Source organism: Corynebacterium nuruki S6-4 (genome assembly GCF_007970465.1).
Classification (GTDB): Bacteria; Actinomycetota; Actinomycetes; order Mycobacteriales; family Mycobacteriaceae; genus Corynebacterium; species Corynebacterium nuruki.
Genome location: NZ_CP042429.1, coordinates 1,388,093 through 1,406,242, shown reverse-complemented (window position 1 = coordinate 1,406,242; position 18,150 = coordinate 1,388,093). Strand labels below are relative to the sequence as shown.

Annotated in this window: 14 protein-coding genes and 1 other RNA gene; 10 read left to right on the top strand and 5 right to left on the bottom strand. The window is 68.7% G+C overall.

The genetic code is table 11. The features are described 5' to 3' along the window. The first annotated feature begins 13 nt into the window (after positions 1–13). Positions 14–2,545 carry a hypothetical protein gene (locus FSW06_RS06300; protein WP_146881314.1) on the top strand — a complete coding sequence of 844 codons (2,532 nt, stop codon included), beginning with the start codon at positions 14–16 and terminating at the stop codon, positions 2,543–2,545. Positions 2,546–2,551: 6 nt separating this feature from the next. Here the strand turns inward: FSW06_RS06300 and FSW06_RS06295 are convergent, their stop codons facing one another. After that, entirely contained in the window at positions 2,552–3,409 is an 858-nt protein-coding gene (locus FSW06_RS06295; RefSeq protein ID WP_010121983.1) for an inositol monophosphatase family protein, read from the bottom strand. A 63-nt stretch (positions 3,410–3,472) separates the two neighbouring features. Here FSW06_RS06295 and prfB point away from each other — a divergent pair, with 63 nt between their 5' ends. From prfB to FSW06_RS06285, 3 genes are all read left to right on the top strand, one after another. Continuing rightward, positions 3,473–4,597, top strand: coding sequence for a peptide chain release factor 2 (gene prfB / locus FSW06_RS06290; protein WP_010121982.1), 1,125 nt, complete (start codon positions 3,473–3,475; stop codon positions 4,595–4,597). 363 nt (positions 4,598–4,960) lie between these two features. Continuing rightward, positions 4,961–5,101 (top strand): hypothetical protein, encoded by a 141-nt coding sequence (locus tag FSW06_RS14480; RefSeq protein WP_010121981.1) that lies wholly within the window; start codon positions 4,961–4,963, stop codon positions 5,099–5,101. A 207-nt stretch (positions 5,102–5,308) separates the two neighbouring features. Then, the gene (locus FSW06_RS06285) at positions 5,309–6,508 is read left to right on the top strand and encodes an RtcB family protein (protein WP_010121980.1); all 1,200 of its coding nucleotides are present in this window, start codon (positions 5,309–5,311) and stop codon (positions 6,506–6,508) included. Between the two features lie 31 nt (positions 6,509–6,539). On the opposite strand, the gene FSW06_RS06280 is transcribed toward FSW06_RS06285, so the two are convergent. Beyond that, positions 6,540–8,198, bottom strand: a complete 1,659-nt coding sequence (locus FSW06_RS06280; protein ID WP_010121978.1) for an AbgT family transporter — start codon at positions 8,196–8,198, stop codon at positions 6,540–6,542. A 143-nt stretch (positions 8,199–8,341) separates the two neighbouring features. On the opposite strand from FSW06_RS06280, the gene ftsE reads away from it, so the two are divergent. The 4 genes from ftsE to ssrA all read left to right on the top strand — a co-directional run bounded on the left by ftsE (position 8,342) and on the right by ssrA (position 11,020). After that, on the top strand, positions 8,342–9,031 hold the full coding sequence (gene ftsE, locus FSW06_RS06275; RefSeq protein ID WP_010121977.1) for a cell division ATP-binding protein FtsE: 690 nt from the start codon (positions 8,342–8,344) through the stop codon (positions 9,029–9,031). A 7-nt stretch (positions 9,032–9,038) separates the two neighbouring features. After that, the gene (gene ftsX / locus FSW06_RS06270) at positions 9,039–9,944 is read left to right on the top strand and encodes a permease-like cell division protein FtsX (RefSeq protein ID WP_010121976.1); all 906 of its coding nucleotides are present in this window, start codon (positions 9,039–9,041) and stop codon (positions 9,942–9,944) included. Positions 9,945–9,965: 21 nt separating this feature from the next. Beyond that, the gene (gene smpB / locus FSW06_RS06265) at positions 9,966–10,514 is read left to right on the top strand and encodes an SsrA-binding protein SmpB (protein ID WP_010121975.1); all 549 of its coding nucleotides are present in this window, start codon (positions 9,966–9,968) and stop codon (positions 10,512–10,514) included. Positions 10,515–10,641: 127 nt separating this feature from the next. Further along, positions 10,642–11,020: a transfer-messenger RNA gene (ssrA, locus tag FSW06_RS06260) on the top strand. A 292-nt stretch (positions 11,021–11,312) separates the two neighbouring features. On the opposite strand, the gene FSW06_RS06255 is transcribed toward ssrA, so the two are convergent. From FSW06_RS06255 to FSW06_RS06245, 3 genes are all read right to left on the bottom strand, one after another. After that, positions 11,313–12,086 (bottom strand): MarR family winged helix-turn-helix transcriptional regulator, encoded by a 774-nt coding sequence (locus FSW06_RS06255; protein WP_010121974.1) that lies wholly within the window; start codon positions 12,084–12,086, stop codon positions 11,313–11,315. A 298-nt stretch (positions 12,087–12,384) separates the two neighbouring features. Next, a complete protein-coding gene (locus FSW06_RS06250) occupies positions 12,385–13,884 on the bottom strand; it encodes an MFS transporter (RefSeq protein ID WP_010121973.1) in 1,500 nt (499 codons plus the stop codon). A gap of 214 nt (positions 13,885–14,098) precedes the next feature. Then, positions 14,099–15,859, bottom strand: coding sequence for an AMP-binding protein (locus FSW06_RS06245; RefSeq protein ID WP_010121972.1), 1,761 nt, complete (start codon positions 15,857–15,859; stop codon positions 14,099–14,101). 128 nt (positions 15,860–15,987) lie between these two features. Between FSW06_RS06245 and FSW06_RS06240 the strand changes: the two genes are divergently transcribed. Then, the gene (locus FSW06_RS06240) at positions 15,988–16,626 is read left to right on the top strand and encodes a TetR/AcrR family transcriptional regulator (RefSeq protein WP_202945438.1); all 639 of its coding nucleotides are present in this window, start codon (positions 15,988–15,990) and stop codon (positions 16,624–16,626) included. A 202-nt stretch (positions 16,627–16,828) separates the two neighbouring features. After that, the gene (locus tag FSW06_RS06235; protein WP_010121969.1) at positions 16,829–18,142 is read left to right on the top strand and encodes an AMP-binding protein; all 1,314 of its coding nucleotides are present in this window, start codon (positions 16,829–16,831) and stop codon (positions 18,140–18,142) included. Positions 18,143–18,150: the final 8 nt, after the last annotated feature.

Below are 18,150 nucleotides of genomic sequence, written 5' to 3'. Positions count from 1 at the left end.
ATAAGATCATTGTGTGACTGTCACCCCGGAAGCCCTTCTCGCCTGGCTCGCCCTCCCCGTCGACCCCGCGCGGCTGCCGGACGCCCTCGCCGCCGTCAGGGCTGCCGGGGCCGGTGGCGACTCCGTCGTCGACTGGCTGGCCGACACCGCCGACCCGGACAAGGACCAGCGCGCCGTCTCCGAGGTCCGGTTCCCCGCCCCGGAGGACGCCTGGACGGCTGTCGCCCTGCTCCTCGGCCACATCCAGCTGCTCGACCACGTCAACGAGGCGTGGAACCGGAACCGTGCACAGGAGGGCTCCCTGCCCCGGCCGTCGCTCGACGTCGTGTCGGCGGCCGACGAGCTCGCCACACTCACCGCGTCCGTCCCGTCCGGTACCGGGCCGGCGCTCACCGGGGCACTGGACGCCGCAGCCGCCGCGCTGCGGGCCGCCCACGCGCTGGAGCCGCTCTCCGCGGCGTCCCGCCGGTCGTTGCGGGCCGCGGTCGACGGGATGCGGCACGCCGCCCCGCGGCGGTGGACCGGGTGGGCGTTCGGCGCGCTGGCCCGCCGGACCGCCGAGGCCGGACGCCCCGACGTGTGGCAGGAGGAGGTCGGACACCTCATCACCTGGACCACGGTCGGCGGCGGGGACTGCCCGGCGGACCTCGCCCGGCTCGTGGCAGGGTTCGCGGCGGCCGTCGTCGGGGCGGACCACCGTTGGGAGCGTGCCGACCGGACCCGGCGGCAGGCCGAGATGCTCCTGGATCTCGCGGCCGAGGGGGCAGGCAGTGAGGCCGCCGACGCCACCGACGCCACCGACGCCACTGACGCCACTGACGCCACTGATGCCGTGCGCCTCCGGCTGGCCCTGGCCTACCTCCGCAACGACGACCTGTGCACCGATGACGAGGCCGGCCGCTGGGTCGACGTCGCCGACACCGTGGTCCTCGACCTCGTCGGCCGCCTCGGCTACGACGGGGTGAACGCCACGCTCGCCGAGTGCGGGAATCTGCTGCTCGCCACCGGCACGCCGCCGGAGCGGGTGTCGCAGTCCCTGCGTCAGTGGGGCACGGCGGCGCAGCAGCGGGACATGCTCGACCTCACCGTGGCCTCCTCGGTCGACGACGTGGTGCGCAACCTCGCTGAGCAGACCACCGACCCCACCGGCCCCACCGACCCCACCGACCCCGCCACCGCACCCCCGGCGCAGCCGTCGCCGTCGGTGCTGCCCGGCGCACCCCGCGGCGTCCCGGCCGGTCTGTACGGCGGAGACTTCCGCGACCGGGCGCAGGCGCTCGCCGGCGAGGTCGGCGGCTGGGCGTTCACCGGCGTCCTCGCCGCCGACGACCGGGAGTTCCACGCGGCGCTGACCGCCTGTGCCGAGATGTACACCCGGGGTGTCCACGACCCGGTGGAGATCGTCCGGGAGCAGTCGGTGATCTTCGCCCGACGGATGATCGGCGGCCTCAGTCGCCGCGGTGAGCAGGCGGAGTCCGACCGGTGGACCCGGCAGGTGCTCACCGACACCACCGGGCTGACCTCCCCACGCTGCGTGCGGGCGCGCGTCATCGCACTGTGGGAACTCGCCCACACCACCCCTGACCCGGCCGAATGTGACCGGGCGATGGCCGACCTCGCCGCGGCCCTCGACGGCAACGACGCCGACTACGCCGTCTGCTACCGCGCCCACCTGACCGGGGAACGCGCCGCGACCATGCCGCCGGGGCCCGACCGGGTCGCGGAGATGGTCCGGGCGCTGGACCTCCTCGTGCAGGCCGAACAGCTCGAGGAGTGGGAGGAGACCGACTGGCGCCGGCTGATCCTCGCCACCGCCCCCGACGTCATCGACGAGGCCCGGCAGGTCGGGGACGCGGCGGCGATGGTGCACGCCGCCGCGGTGTTCGCCGCCTGGCTCAGCGACCCGGTACCGGGCGGACAGCTCCACGTGCTGACCTACCGGGTGCGGCGCGAACTCGCCGTCATCCCCGCCGGGACCGACAGCCGGCTGCTCACCCGACGGGACGCCCTCGTCGCCCGCGCCGGCACGGTACTGGACGCCGCGACGCCGCCGGTCCGTGCCTTCGCCGCGGCGGCGGACCGGTTCGCCGCACAGGCCGACCACTGGCGCGCGGACCACGGCCATGACCTGACGGGGGCGCGGGAGGCCGTCGCCGAGGCGTCCGGCATCCTGCCCGCCCTCGCGGAGTCCGAGGATGACCTGACCACCGGCAGCGGCGGCATCCTCGCCGAGGAAGTCCGCCTGTTCCTCCGTGACACGCTCCGGGCGGAGGACCTGCCGGCGGCGACCGCGGCCACGGAGATGTACCTGGCGGCACGGTTGTACGAGGTCGATGAGGGTGGTCCGGACATGGTCGGCGCCCTGGTCGACCTCGCCGCCGAGCCGGCCGGCTTCCTCACCTGCCGCGACCACGACCTGGTCCGGGAGGTGTACGGCCTGCTGGAACCACTGCTCGACGACGACCGGGACCGGGCGGCACTGCCCGGGTTCCGGCGGATGGCGAAGAACGCGGCGCGCCGGGGGAGGGGACTGTTCCGGCGCTGAGTCCGGTCAGTCGATCGCGCCGAGGATCTCCGCCGCGCGGTCCACGCTCGCCGGTGCCCCGGCGATGGTCCACCGCTTCCCGGTGGCCGTGACCTGCACGACCTTCCCGCCGGCCCCCTCGACGAGACCGCGGCCGGGCAGCAGGTCCCAGGCGGGCAGACTGTGCTGCATCCAGCAGCCGATGTTGCCCTGGGCGACGGTGCCGAGGTCGACGGAGGCGGAGCCCATCCAGCGCACCGTCGCGAACTCCCGGACGACCGCGGTGTAGGCCGCGGCGACGGTGGGGTCGGCGATGTCGGTGGGGTGGAGGTAGCCGGCAAGGCAGGTCTGCTCCGGGGTGACGTTGTAGTCCGGGCTGTCGAGCCGGGCGACCTCCCGGTTGTCGATGCTGGTCGCCAGATCAGCCCCGCCGAACCAGGTGTAGCCCATCGCCGGGCGGTGCACGGCGCCGAAGTGGAGGACATCCGGGGCGTCCGGGTCCCCCTCGACGAGGGCGAGGGCCGAGCACCAGTAGTCGGAGCCGGTGGTGAAGTTGTAGGTGCCGTCGACCGGGTCGATGACCCAGGTGCGTCCGGACAGGGAGGGGTGGGCGGTGCCCTCCTCGCCGAGCAGACCGTCATCGGGACGCAGCGTGCGCAGGGCGGTGGCGACGAACTCCTCGGCGGCGGTGTCCGCGGCGGTGACGACGTCGGAGACGGAGGTCTTGTACTCGGTGGTCAGGCCCGCCTCCCGCATCCGCCAGGCGAGGCGTCCGGCGTTGTAGACGAGGGCCTGCGCGAGGGCGGCGTCATTGTCGCCGTCGTGGGCGATGATGAAGGTCTTGGTGATGGCCTGGAGTGCTTCGGCGGGGAGCGGGGAACTCATGGTCTTCTATTGTGCCGCCCGTGCCGACGGATCGCAGCAGTGGGGTGAGTAGACTCGGGGACCATGCAACCGGACGTGACCGCAGCGATCGACGACATCGACAGCACCCTCACCACCATCGAGAAGGTGCTCGACCTGGACGAACTGGACGCGCAGGTCCGGGAGCTCGAGGCGCAGGCCTCCGACCCGTCCCTGTGGGACGACCCGGACCACGCCCAGCAGGTCACCAGCAAGCTCAGCCATGTGCAGGGCCGGCTGAAGAAGGTGCGCGGGCTGCGCTCCCGGCTCGACGACCTGCCGGTGATGTACGAGATGGCGGAGGAGTCCGAGGGGGAGGACGCCGCCGAGGCGAAGGAACTGGCGGACGCCGAACTCGCGGAGCTGAAGGAGGCGGTCGACTCGCTGGAGGTCACCACCATGCTCTCCGGTGAGTACGACGACCGCGAGGCCGTGGTGAACATCCGGTCGGCCGCCGGTGGTGTGGACGCCGCGGACTGGGCCGAGATGCTCATGCGCATGTACACCCGCTGGGCGGAGAAGCACGGCCACAAGGTCGAGGTCTACGACATCTCCTACGCGGAGGAGGCGGGCATCAAGTCCGCGACCTTCGTCGTCCACGGCGACTACATGTACGGCACCCTCTCGGTGGAGCAGGGGACGCACCGGCTGGTGCGCATCAGCCCGTTCGACAACCAGGGCCGGCGCCAGACCTCCTTCGCCGAGGTCGAGGTGCTGCCGGTGGTGGAGCAGTCCGACCATGTCGACATCGACGAGAACGAGGTGCGGGTGGACGTCTACCGTTCCTCCGGCCCCGGCGGTCAGTCGGTGAACACGACCGACTCGGCGGTGCGGCTGACGCACATCCCGACCGGCATCGTGGTGACCTGCCAGAACGAGAAGTCGCAGATCCAGAACAAGGCGTCCGCCATGCGCGTCCTCGCCGCGAAGCTGCTGGAGCGCAAGCGCCAGGAGGAGGCCGCGGAGATGGACGCCCTGCGTGGCGACGGCTCGAACTCCTGGGGCAACCAGATGCGGTCCTACGTGCTGCATCCGTACCAGATGGTCAAGGACCTTCGGACGAACTACGAGGTCAACGATCCGCAGAAGGTGCTCGACGGGGACATCGACGGGTTCCTCGAGGCCGGTATCCGTTGGCGTATGGCGCAGCAGCAGGGGGAGGGCGCGTAGGGGTCCCTCGGGGCACCTCTACCACCGGGGCGGTGTTCCGAGTTGACCCGGATCTGACGATTCTGTCCGGCGGATCGCGCAGATCCGGGTCAACTCAGGACAGGGGCGTCCTACCCCGGGTCCTCCATCGGCGCGCCCGGCCCAGGGCGGTCAACCTGGCGACAGGCGTGGGCCGGACGTGAGTCGGGGACCGCACCGGGGCCCTTGTCAGGGGGCGGGGCCGTGTGCCATGATCATCCGGCTCAGGTTTTCCCGTGTGTACGACCGGGGACCCGGGCAGTCATTCATCGAAGAGTCAGGCACAGTGCCGCGGCAATGACGTCCGCAGCGTGTGCACAGTGAGTTTCCCGGAAGGAGACCGGCATGAACACCAGCCATGTGTTCCAGCGCCAGCTACGCCATGCGCAGCAGCGGCAGCTGTCGACCGGTCGCGCCGGCACCACGCTGTGTGCCGATCTGCCGTGCGCCGGCTATCAGCCTGAGCGCCCCGCACACCGCATCTGACTCTCCAATCCGTTTCCGGGTGGGGCGTCGGTGCCGCACCCGGGAACATCTCCTGCCTTCTCCGGATCATCTTGTGGTCCACCCCTGACCCGACCACGGTCCCGCACACCGGGGCGCACAGGTCAGTCTGAGGGCAGGGGACAGGTACCCGCGGCGTCCCCGATGAACCCGCCCCTTTACTGCAGGTAACTGCAGAAAGGTTCCATCATGGCCACTGACAACGTCGGCATTCCGGGCGTGACGCTCAAGGAGCACAACCTGCTCTGCTTCGCGTCCGAGGTCGACGACAATGTCCTCGGTCAGGCCCGGCAGCTCGCCGGCCTGCCGTTCATCTTCCCGCACGTCGCGCTCATGCCGGACGCCCACTTCGGCAAGGGTTCCTCCGTCGGCACCGTCTTCGGCACCGAGAAGGCCGTCATCCCGGCCGCCGTCGGTGTGGACATCGGCTGCGGCATGATCGGCGTCCGCACGTCGTTCACCGCGGCGGACCTCGTCGACCACGATCTCGTCGACCTGCGGGACGCCATCGAGCGCACCATCCCGCTGTCCCCGGGCCGGTACAACGGCCGGGTCCTCGGCGGTACCGCGGAGGCACACACCCGCGAGCTCTCCGAGCTGGCGGAACGCACCGGCGTGGACCTCGGGCACTCGCCGAAGTGGCGCCAGCAGCTGGGCTCCCTCGGCGGCGGCAACCACTTCATCGAGCTCAGCCTCGACGAGGAGGACCGCGTGTGGATGTTCCTGCACTCCGGCTCCCGGGGCGTGGGCAACAAGATCGCGCAGAAGCACATCAGGACCGCGCAGAAGCTGATGCGGAAGTTCTGGATCGAGCTGCCGGACCGGGATCTGGCGTACCTGCCGGAGGGGACGCCGGAATTCGACTCCTACCTGCGGGACCTCGCCTGGGCGCAGCGTTTCGCATGGCTGAACCGGGAGGAGATGATGGACCGGTTCTCGACCCTGCTCGGTGAGTGGATCGGGGAGCCGGTCACTGAGACCGAACGGATCAACTGCCACCACAACTACACCGTGAAGGAGGAGCACTACGGTAAGACGGTGTGGCTCACCCGGAAGGGTGCCGTGAAGGCGGACGAGGGTGTGAAAGCGCTGATCCCGGGGTCGATGGGCACGGCGTCCTACGTCGTGGAAGGGCGCGGTTTCGCGCCCGGCCTGCGGTCTGCCCCGCACGGGGCAGGACGCCGGTTCTCCCGGACGGAGGCCCGTAAGCGATTCACCGCCGACGACCTGGAGGAGCGGATGGGTTCTATCGTCCACCGGCCCGGCGTCGCTTTCGTCGACGAGATCCCGGACGCCTACAAGGACATCGACGTCGTCATGGCGGACGCCGAGCCGCTGGTGAAGGTGCTGCACCGGCTGCGGCAGGTGATGAACGTCAAGGGGACGTAGTCAGTCCGCCGCCCGGCCGGGACGCGGCGTCCTACCCCGGGTACTCCATCGGTGCGCCCGGACCCAGCGGGATCCCGAGCGCCCACCAGGCGACGAAGAACAGGAACCAGCCGACCATCAGGGCGAGGCAGTAGGGGATGGTCATCGACATGACCGTGCCGAGTCCGGCCTTGCGGTAGTAGCGCAGCACGAAGGCGAAGGCCATCGCGAAGTAGGGGTTCATCGGGGTGACGATCGAGGTGGTCGAGTCGCCGATGCGGTACAGCATCTGGGTGACCTCGGGGGAGAGGCCGAGATACATCATCATCGGCACGACGATCGGTGCCATCAACGCCCACTGCGCCGACCCGGAGGTGATGAGCATGTTGAGCACGCCGACCATCACCACGAAGCCGCCGAGCAGGACGACGGTCGGCAGGTTCCAGCTCTGCAGCATGTCGGAGCCCTTGATGGAGACCCACACACCGATGTTGGACGCCGAGAACCAGGCGACGAACTGGGAGACGACAAAGAAGAGCACCAGGATCGGCAGCATGGTCTCCAGGCCGCGGATCATGAAGTCGGGGATGTCGGTGGACTTCCGGACGGAACCGACGGCCAGGCCGTAGACCACGCCGAGGATGAAGAAGATCACGGCGATGGGGACCGCGATGCTGGTGATCAGGGGGCTGTCCATGACGGAGCCGCCCTCGCCCTGCAGCGGGGACCCGGAGATGAACAGCAGCGAGAAGTAGCCGGCCAGACAGACGGCGAAGGCGACGCCGGCGAGCCGGAGACCGCGCCGTTCGGTGGTGCTGAGTGACAGGTCCTCGATCTGGTTGCCGTCCTCGTCGGTGAAGGCGATGGAGGAGTAGTCGACGTCGGCGTGGTTGACGATCTGGTGGATCTTCCGGTCCATGAAGAATTCGGTGACCACGGTGATGATCAGTGCGAGCACGATCGACGAGGCGATGACGAAGTAGTAGTTCGACAGCGGGTTGACCTCGTAGTCGGGATCCACGATGTGGGCGGCGGAGGTCGAGATCCCGGAGAGCAGGACGTCGGTGATGTTGAGCAGGAGGGAGGCGTCGAAGCCGGCGGCGGAACCGGCGAAGGCGACGATCGCACCGACGACGGGGGAGCGGCCGAGGGCGTTGAAGGCCATGGCCCCCAGCGGGATCATGATGACGAAGATGGCGTCCGAGGCGACGGAGCCGGTGACGGCGGTGAGGGCGACGAGGAAGGTGAGGGTCTTCGGGCCGGTGCGGGCGACGACGGCGCGTACGGCGGCGGAGATCAGGCCGGCGTGTTCGGCGACGGCGACGCCGAGCATGACGGTGATGATCACGCCCAGCGGCGGGAAGCCGGTGAAGTTGTCGACGGCCCCGGTGACGATCTCCGTGAGTCCGTCGGCACTGAGCAGGTTGACGACCTCGACCTTGTCCCCGGTCTGCGGGTCGGTGGCCGTCATGCCGATGAGGGAGCCGAGCCAGCTGAGGAGGAGGACCACGCCGCCGAGGCAGACGAAGAGCCAGAAGGGGTTGGGCAGGAGGTTGCCGACGCGTTCGATGACGCCGAGGAGGCCGGGGGTGCGCGGATGCGCGTGGTCGTCGGTCCCGGGCGGGACGTCGGGTGGTCCTGCGTCATGGGTGAGGCCTGTCGTGGTTCCGCGTCGGACCTCGTCGTGTTCTGATGTGATGTTCTGTGGCATTGCGGCAGGCTATCAAGTGCAGTGGTCGGTCCGCAGCACGACGGTTCCTGTCGTTGTCTCAGCGCCGAGTCACACCAGTCACATCAACTTCATGAGTAACAGTGGTTCCATCTGTCACACCAGTACCGGTAGAATGTTCTGCCGTGATCACATTCGAGAAGGTCAGCAAGACGTACCGGAATGCCGGACGCCCGGCGCTGAAGGACATCTCGGTGGACATCGACAAAGGGGAGTTTGTCTTCCTCATCGGCCCCTCGGGATCGGGCAAGTCCACCTTCCTGCAGCTCATCATGGCCGAGGAGCGACCCGACAGTGGCACCGTCACGGTCGGCGACCAGGAGGTCAACACCCTGAAGAGCCGGCAGATCCCGCCGTACCGGCAACGTATCGGCTATGTCTTCCAGGACTTCCGGCTGCTGCCGAAGAAGTCCGTCTCCGACAATGTTGCCTTCGCCCTGGAGGTCATCGGCAAGGACCGTGCCGCCATCGCCAAGGCCGTCCCCGAGGCGCTCGACCTCGTCGGGCTGTCGGGGAAGGAACACCGGCTCCCCGACGAGCTCTCCGGTGGTGAGCAGCAGCGCGTCGCCATCGCCCGCGCGGTGGTGAACCGTCCGCTGGTGCTGCTGGCCGACGAGCCGACCGGCAACCTCGACCCGGACACGTCCGCGGAGATCATGGCGCTGCTCGCCCGGATCAACCGGGGCGGGACGACGGTGGTCATGTCCACCCACGACAATGTCGCGGTCGACTCGATGCGTCGTCGCGTCCTGGAACTGTCCAACGGAAAACTCGTCCGGGACGACGCGCACGGCGTCTACGGCGTGGGAAGGTAGGGGAGTCATGCTCAGATTCGTTCTCCGCGAGGCCTTCGGCGGCCTGCGCCGGAACCTCACCATGACCGTCGCGATGGTCATCACCACCGCGATCTCCCTGGCACTGCTGGCCACCGGTGTGCTCATCACCACCATGACCTCGGAGACCAAGGAGATCTATCTCGACCGCATCGAGGTCATGGTCCAGCTCGACGACCAGACCTCGACGACGGACACCGACTGTTCCGGCGCCGAGTGCTCCGCCATCAGGCAGAAGCTCGACGACGACGACAATGTCGAGTCCGTCACCTTCCGCAACAAGGACCAGAGCTACCAGCGCTTCGTGGACCTGTTCCGGGACTCGGACCCGCAGCTGGTCCAGCAGACCTCGCAGGACGCCTTCCCCGCGGCCCTCCACGTCCGGCTGGCGGACCCGTTGGACACCTCGGCCATCGACAACATCCGGGACATGCCCGGCGTCGCGACGGTCGTGGACCAGGGCGATGACCTGCGCGGCGCGACGAAGAACCTCGACGGAATCCGCAACGCCAGCTTCATCCTGGCCGCGGTGCAGGCGGTCGCCGCCGTGTTCCTCATCATGAACATGGTCCAGATCGCGGCGTCCCAACGGCGCAGGGAGGTCGGCATCATGCGGATGGTCGGTGCGAGCCGCTGGTATACCCAGCTGCCGTTCATCCTCGAGGCCGCCGTCGCCGCGCTCATCGGCTCGGTGGTGGCTGTCGGGGCACTGTTCGCCGGGAAGTCGTTCCTGCTCGACCATGCCCTGCGCTCGCTCTACGACGCCCACCTCATCGCCCGGATCAATGTGGGGGACGTGTGGCTGGTCGCCCCGTTCGTCGTCATCGCGGGCGTGGTCGTCGCCGCGGTGACCGCCGAGGTCACGCTGCGCTGGTATGTGAAAGACCAGCGCTGATCGGGTAGAATTCACCTGGTTATGGCCAAGAAGAGCACGCCGGTGGATTCCGGACTGAAAAAGGGGAAGAAGAAGGGCGGCGCCCGTGGCGGGAAGTCCGGGGGCGGCCCGCTCGTCGTCGCCACCAACCGCAAGGCCCGCCACAACTACAGGATCCTCGAGACCTACGAAGCGGGGATCGCGCTGGTCGGTACCGAGGTGAAGTCGCTGCGCGAGGGGAAGGCCTCCCTGGTGGACGCCTTCGCCACCGTCGACGACGGCGAGATCTGGCTGCGGAACCTGCACATCCCCGAGTACACGCACGGCACCTGGACCAACCATGCGCCGCGCCGCACCCGCAAGCTGCTCATGCACCGCGGGGAGATCGACTCGGTCATGGGTAAGGTGCGCGACGGCAACAACACCCTCGTGCCGCTCCAGATCTACTTCGTCGGCGGCAAGGCCAAGGTCGAGCTCGCGCTGGCGACGGGTAAGCAGGACTACGACAAGCGGCAGGACATCAAGCGCCGCACCGAGGAGCGCGAGGTCACCCGCGAACTGGGACGCCGCATCAAGGGCATCAACGCCTGACGGGGGACCACCGGCCGGGGCGGGGGACCGGACCCGGGAATTGAACCCGGGAATTGAACCCGGGTCGGCCGCGTTGTACGGTGTAGATCCTGCCGTTGACCGAGCTTTCCGGCGGCAGGGGATGTAAGGGGTCGATCAGGTTTCGACGTCGTGCATTGAGCCAGGGGAAGCGTGCCGGTGCAGGCTGGAGACCACCGTGAGCGTCGCAGCACACTGATAAGCGCCGAGAAGAACTCTCAGCGTGACTTCGCTCTCGCTGCCTAATACAGCGAAGTGAGTCTGTCAGCCCGGATTCTGTTCCCGGTCCGGTCACTGGCATCGTTCAGGGGACTTCACCCGCCACCCGGGTCACCCGGGGTGACGGGGACATCCAAGGGTGACTGGGCTCATCGTCCGGACGTGTCCGCGTGATCCGGAGAGCCGAGCAGGGATGATCGTGGACTGCGCACGGAGAAGCCCTGGCGAGGTCGCGACGGACCCGGGTTCAATTCCCGGCGGCTCCACCGCGACAGAGCCCCGCTGGTCACACTGACCAGCGGGGCTCTGTGCTGTGCGGACGGCGGTGAACGGCAGATACTGCACCGGCCCGCACCGTTTCCACCCCGCCAGCGGTGACGGGGAGTGCAGTATCTGCCGTTCACCGGCGGCCGGCAGCGCACCCGTCGGCGTCGGGACGCCGTCCGGCAGCGCATCTGTCGGAACGGCAGGCCAGAAGTGCCGCGACAACCCGGGTGAACGACGTTTTCGCCTGCCAGGTGGACGGATGCGCTGCCGACCGGGGGACGCCGGCGGAGCCGATCAGGCCAGGCCGAAACCCCGACCGAAGCCCTGCCCGAAGCCCCGACCGAAGCCGCGGCCGCGCATCCTGCGGGCCCACCCGTCGGCCATGTCCATGGCGGTACCGGCGGGACCGTGGCCGTGGCCCCTGCCACCGTGCCCACCGTGCCCACCACGGCCGCCTCGACCACCGTGACCACCGCGCGCACCGTCGAACCCCGGCCCACCGTGGCCGTGCGGGCCATGGTCGTGCCCGCCGTGCCCGCCGTGCCCGTGAGGTCCGCGGCCGTGCGGGCGCTCGGGGAGGTCGGGGAACTTCTCACGGAGGGCGGTGGTGACCCGCGAGAGCATGTCGGACAGTGCCTGCTGCTCGTCGGCGTCGAGGACGTCGAAGGGATCCTCGGTGGCGGGGGAGGAACCCGCGGCGTCCCGTCCGGTGTCGGTGAGGTCCACGAGGAAGGTACGGCGGTCGGTGGTGTCCCGCTCACGGGTGATGAATCCGGCGGACTCCAGCTTGCCCAGTACCTCGCTGAGGGACTGGGGGCGGACGCCGAGCATGTAGGCCAGTTCGCGCTGGGGCATGGGACTGCGCAGTGACAGGACGTGCAGCACGCGTCCCTGGCCGGCCCGCACGCCGCCGAACGGGTGCCCGGGGTGGGACGCCATGTCGGCGTGACGCAGCAGCATGGCGAGCCGGGTGACGCGGTCGGTGAGGTCCGGGGCCGGGGTGGCGCCGTCGCCCAGGTTGCCGTCGAAGTCACTGTCGGAGCTGCTGTCGAAGTTGTTGTCGGTCATGTCGTACTCCCTGTACTGTGACGGTACCTGTCTGTCAGGTACCTGTTGAAAGCAGATACTACGCAGGTACCTGTAGAAGTCAAGCGGTACCTTCAGATTATCCGGTACGGATAGCGGGCGACCGGGAGCGGGTAGAGGCGCAGCGTACGAGAACGGACAGGGAACAGGTAGGGAACAGGCAGGGGAGCGGACAGCAGAAAACCCCGCCTGACCACCGGGTGACGGTGGCCGGGCGGGGCGGTGATCCCGGCGCAGGGCCGGGGAAATGACCGGGGAGGACCGGGCCGGGGTCCGGACGCTACCGGGACCCGAGCTTCACGGCGTTGGCCTCGCGCTCGACCTCCTCGATCTCGCGGTTGAGCTCCTCGGCGTGCGCGATCGCCTCTTCCTCGTTCTCGGCGGCGGGGTTGGAACCCCACATCGGGTGACCGTTGGATTCCGGCAGGAACCGCAGCGAGATCAGGCCGATCACGCCGGCGATCATCAGCCAGTAGGCCGGCCACATGAGGTTGCCGGTCGCGGAGATCAGCGCCGACATGATCGTCGACGTGGTCCCGCAGAACAGGGAGATGGAGACGTTGAAGGCGATCGCCAGGGCGCCGGCGCGGACGACGGTCGGGAACAGCGACGGCAGCGTGGACGGCGCCATCGAGCTGAAGCAGATCAGCGACAGGCCCATCATCAGCAGTCCGATGAAGACGCAGGCGATGTTGTCGACCCGCACCAGCAGGATCGCGGGGATGGACAGGACGATGTGACCGATGCAGCCGGCCAGCAGGACCGGCTTGCGGCCGATCCGGTCCGACAGCTTGCCGAAGACCGGGATGAGCAGCAGACAGACGGCCATGACCACGATCTCGAGGACGTTCGCGGTGAGGTTGGTGATCTCGAAGCCGCTCTGCCGGTCGCCGACCTCATCGAAGTAGGTCGGCATGTAGGACGTGAGCATGTAGTTGGCGACGTTCCAGGCGATGACCAGGCCACAGCAGACCAGGATCGACGGCCAGAGCGACAGGATCTTCTTGAACTCGTTGCCCTCGAAGTCGCGGGCCGCGTGGGTCTCGCTCTCCGGCTTGCTCTTCGCGGCCTCCTGGGCCTCGAACGCCGGGGTGTCCTTCAGCTTGGTCCGCAGGTAGATGCCGATGAAGCCGAGCGGCAGGGCGACGAAGAACGGCAGACGCCAGCCCCAGGACTGCATCTGGTCGGCGCTGAGGAGGGACTCCATGACCACGGCGACGGTCGCACCGAGGACGTAGCCGCCGAAGGTGCCGACCTCGAGCAGGCTGCCGAAGAAGCCGCGCTTGCGGTCCGGGGCGTACTCGGAGATGAAGGTCATCGCGTTGGAGTACTCACCGCCGGTCGAGAAGCCCTGCAGCAGTCGGCAGAGCAGCAGACAGAACGGGGCGGCCATGCCGATGGCCGCGTAGTCCGGGATGACACCGATGAGGAAGGTGGCCGTGGCCATCATGATCATGGTGATCGCGAGGACGCGGTTACGGCCGATGCGGTCGGAGAGCGGTCCGAAGACCAGCCCGCCGATCGGTCGGACGAGGAAGGAGACGGCGAACAGGCCGGCCACGATGATCTTTCCGGCGGCACCCGAGTCCTCGGGAAGGAACACCCCCTCGATGGTGAGGGCGAGGTAGCCGTAGACGCCGAAGTCGTACCATTCGGTGACGTTACCGATGGCGGCGGCGTTGATGGCGGTTCTGACGGTGGCGGGCTCGGTGACGGTGACGTCCTCGGCCTTCCACTTCTTTCCTTCTGGGATGTGGCTGTTCTTCAGTGATCCGAACATGTGCGGTTCAGCAGTCCTTCCGGTGTGCCGGGCGAGCGGTGGGCGTGGGTGGTCCTGTCCGCGGTCCTTTCGGTCGTGTACGCCTTGATGAGGCGCTTGATAATGAAATGCGTCATCCAGATTATAACGCACTTATCAATAGAACCAACCCGGTCCCAGCCGGAAAATTTCCGGTCAGCGCTGGTGAACGGCGTTTATCGAGGTGGCGGCCGGGTCAGTTCACCCGGTTTCCGGTCGCCTCCTCGTGCTCGGCCCAGGCCTCGTCGCGCAGCACGTTCTTCCGGACCTTCCCTGTCGAGGTCCGGGGCAGCTCGTCGATGACGCGGTAGTCGCGGGGCACCTTGTATCCGGCGATGAGGCCGCGGCAGTGGTCGATGACGGACTGCTCGACCTCGCCGCCGGGCACGGCGGCCGTGGCGTCCACCGACGGGTCGAGGACGACGTAGGCGCGCAGCCGCTCACCCCACCTGTCGTCCGGGGCGCCGACGACGGCGACATCGGCGATCGCCGGGTGGCTGATGACGGCCTGCTCGACCTCGATGGTGGAGATGTTCTCGCCACCGGAGATCACGACGTCCTTGGAGCGGTCGAGGATCTGGATGTAGCCGTCGGCGTGCTTGACCGCCAGGTCGCCGGTGTGGAACCAGCCGCCGACGAAGGCTTCGGCCGTGGCGTCCGGGTTATGGAAGTACTCCTTCATCACGCCGTTGCCGCCGAGCACGATCTCGCCCATGGTCTCGCCGTCGGACGGCACGTCGACGAGGGTGGTGTCCGCCGGCGCACCGACCGGGACGGCCTCGACGACCCGGGCGTCCGCGCTCGTGATCATCGGGACGCCCTGACGGGCCTTGAGTTTCGCCCGGGCCGCCACCGGCAGCCCGGCCCACTCCGGCTGCGGTTCGCACAGCGTGTACGGGCCGTAGCTCTCGGTGAGCCCGTAGACGTGCGTGACCACGATCCCGAGTTCCTCGCACTGCTCGATGATGGTCGGGCTCGGCGGGGCGCCGGCGGTGACGACCGACAGTCCCTCGGCCCGGTGGGCGGCGTCGTCGCCGACGAGTGTGGTGAGCACGGCGGGGGCGCCGCACAGCGAGGTCACGCCCTCGTCGTCGATGAGCTTCCACATCTCCGGGCCGCGTACCGCACGCAGCGCGATCTGGGTTGCGGCGACCGCCATCGAGGCCCAGCCGGTGCACCAGCCCGAGCAGTGGAACATCGGCAGGGTCCACAGGTAGACGGTGTCCCGGCTGAAGTTCTGGGTGGTGACCTCGCCGAGGGCGTTGAGGTACGCGCCGCGGTGGGTGTAGACCACGCCCTTGGGGCGTCCGGTGGTGCCGGAGGTGTAGTTGATGGCGATGGGGGAGGTCTCGTCGTCGACGGCGAAGGGGAAGGTCGTGTCGTCGTCCGGCTCCCCTTCGTGGTGGACGCCCTCGGCGAGGAAGTCGTCGACGGTGGTGACCACACCGCCGTCGGGGTGCCGGGGCTGCGGCTGGCTGCCGTCACCGTCGTGGATGAGCACGAAGGTCTCGACCAGGCCTGCGGAGGCGAGGGTGCGGCGGCAGGCGAGGATGAGGTCCTGTTCGCCGAACAGGATGCGGATGCCGGCATGGTCGCAGATGTAGCGGACCTCGGCGGGGGCGAGGCGGGTGTTGATCGCGACGAGGACGCCGCCGGCCAGCGGAACCGCGAACTGGGCGAGCAGGGCCTCGTAGCTGTTCGAGGCCAGCATCCCGACGCGGTCACCGGGGCGCAGTCCCCGCCGGCGCAGGGCACGGGCCATGAGCACGGCGTCCGCCCGCATGGCGGCGAAGGTCACGCGCCGGGGACCGTCGACACAGGCGGTCCGGCCGGGGTGGACGTCGGCGGAGCGTTCGAGGAACCGGAGCGGGGTGAGCGGGACGTCGAGACCGGAACGGACGGGCTGGACGGGCTGGGCGGGCTGGGAGGGCTGGGAGAACGAGGACAGGTCGGGCACCGTGAATCTCCTTGGTTGCGGAAAAGATATGTCAGTGACCATAGCTGTGCTGTGCGTCACGTCCACTGTCGGGGGTGGCGCGACCGGACGTTCAGTTACCGGAGCCGGCGTGCCCTGTAGGGTCTGAGATGACCGAGAGGAGTATGCGCATGGTGACGACGCAGGGCCGGCAGGCAGCCCGTGGCGCCTACGACCGGGAGACCGTGCTGCGCAGGTGCGTGGACGCCTTCAACGAGCACGGCTACGAGGCGACGAGCATGGGGATGCTGTCGAAGGTGCTCGGCATCTCGAAGTCGGGGATCTACCACCATGTCAGCTCCAAGGAGGAGATCCTCGAGGTCGCCTCCGACCGGGCCCTCGCCGCACTCGAAGGGGTCCGTACCGAGTGTGAGGCCATGTCGGCGCAGGCCACGGGGGAGGTGGTCTGGTCGGCGGTACTCGAGCACCTGCTGCGGGAGACCGTACGGCTGGCGGTCGAGGAGCGGCCCTATGTCGCCCTGCTGCTGCGGCTGCGCGGTAATTCGCCGGTCGAGACCGCGGCGCTGGAACGTCGCCGGGAGCTCACCCGCTACACCGAGGACCTCATGGTGAAGGCCGCCGCGGCCGGTGAACTCTCCCCGGCCGTCAATCCGCGGCTGCAGGCGCGCCTCCAGCTGGGCATGGTGAACTCGGTGGTCGAGTGGTTCACCGTCGAGGGCGAGGTCGGTGTGGGGGAGCTGCAGGACAACGTCGTGGAGATGGTGTTCCGGGGGATCAGCGCGCGGTAACGTCGGCCGGCCCGGGGGCTGCCCCGGCCGCCTTGCCGTGTCCGGCCGTGGCCCTGCTGTGCTGCAGTTTCGTGACACAAGCCACATAGTGTGTATAGTGCAAACTACCCACCAACCGACCGACCGTTCGGGCGGTTACGGCGGAGACGACGACCTTTACGCCACCGGCGCACTGAGTAGAGAAAAGGTGAAGGTGAATTCCATGACTGCCCTTCTGACGAACCGCGCAGCGGGCGGCGGCCCGTCCCTCGGCATCGAGTACGCGTCCCGCGACGAGATCACGGCACTGCAGATCGAACGCACGAAGAACACGCTGCGGCACGTCTACTACAACGTGCCCCACTACCGGAACGCCTTCGACGACCTCGGCGTCCACCCCGACGACTTCCACGAGATGGCCGACCTCGCGAAATTCCCCATGACGGAGAAGGAGGACCTGCGCCGCAACTACCCGTTCGGCATGTTCGCCGTGCCGCAGGAGCAGGTCGCCCGCGTGCACGCCTCCTCCGGCACGACCGGACTGCCGACCGTCGTCGGCTACACCCACCGGGACATCGAGACCTGGTCCGAACTCGTCGCCCGCTCGCTGCGCGCCGGCGGGATGCACCCCGGCGACAAGATCCAGGTGGCCTTCGGCTACGGCCTGTTCACCGGCGGTCTCGGCGTCCACTACGGCGTGGAGAAGCTCGGCGCCACCGCCATCCCGACCTCCGGCGGCATGACCGAACGCCAGGTGCAGATCATCCGGGACTTCAGGCCGGACGGCATCATGTGCACCCCCTCCTACATGCTCAACATCGTCGACCGCATGGTCTCCGAGGGCATGGATCCGGGGGAGACCTCGCTGCGGGCCGGCATCTTCGGCGCCGAGCCGTGGACCGACGGCATGCGCGACGAACTCGAGAACACCATGGGCATCACCGCCACCGACATCTACGGACTGTCGGAGGTCATGGGCCCGGGCGTGGCACAGGAGTGCGTGGAGACACGCGACGGCCTGACGATCTGGGAGGACCACTTCTACCCGGAGATCGTCGACCCGGTGACCGGCGCCCTGATGCCCGACGGTGAGGTCGGCGAACTGGTCATCACCTCGCTGACCAAGGAGGCGTTCCCGGTCATCCGGTACCGCACCCACGACCTCACCCGGCTGCTGCCGGGCACGGCGCGGTCGATGCGGCGGATCGACAAGATCCTCGCCCGCAACGACGACATGATCATCCTGCGCGGCGTGAACTGCTTCCCCTCCCAGTTCGAGGAGATCATCACCGAGCACGACGACCTGCGCGCCCGCTACCAGTGCGTCCTCGACCGCAAGGGACGCATGGACAGCCTCACCGTGAAGGTCGGGGCTGTCGAGGGGCTCGCCGCCGCGCACCGCGAGGACGCCGCGGCCTGGCTGACGCAGCAGATCAAGAACCGCATCGGCATCTCCACGGCGGTCGAGGTCCTCGAGACCCTCGACACCGGTGACGGCAAGGCCACGCGCCTGGTCGACAACCGCCCGAAGGACTGAGCCTCCGC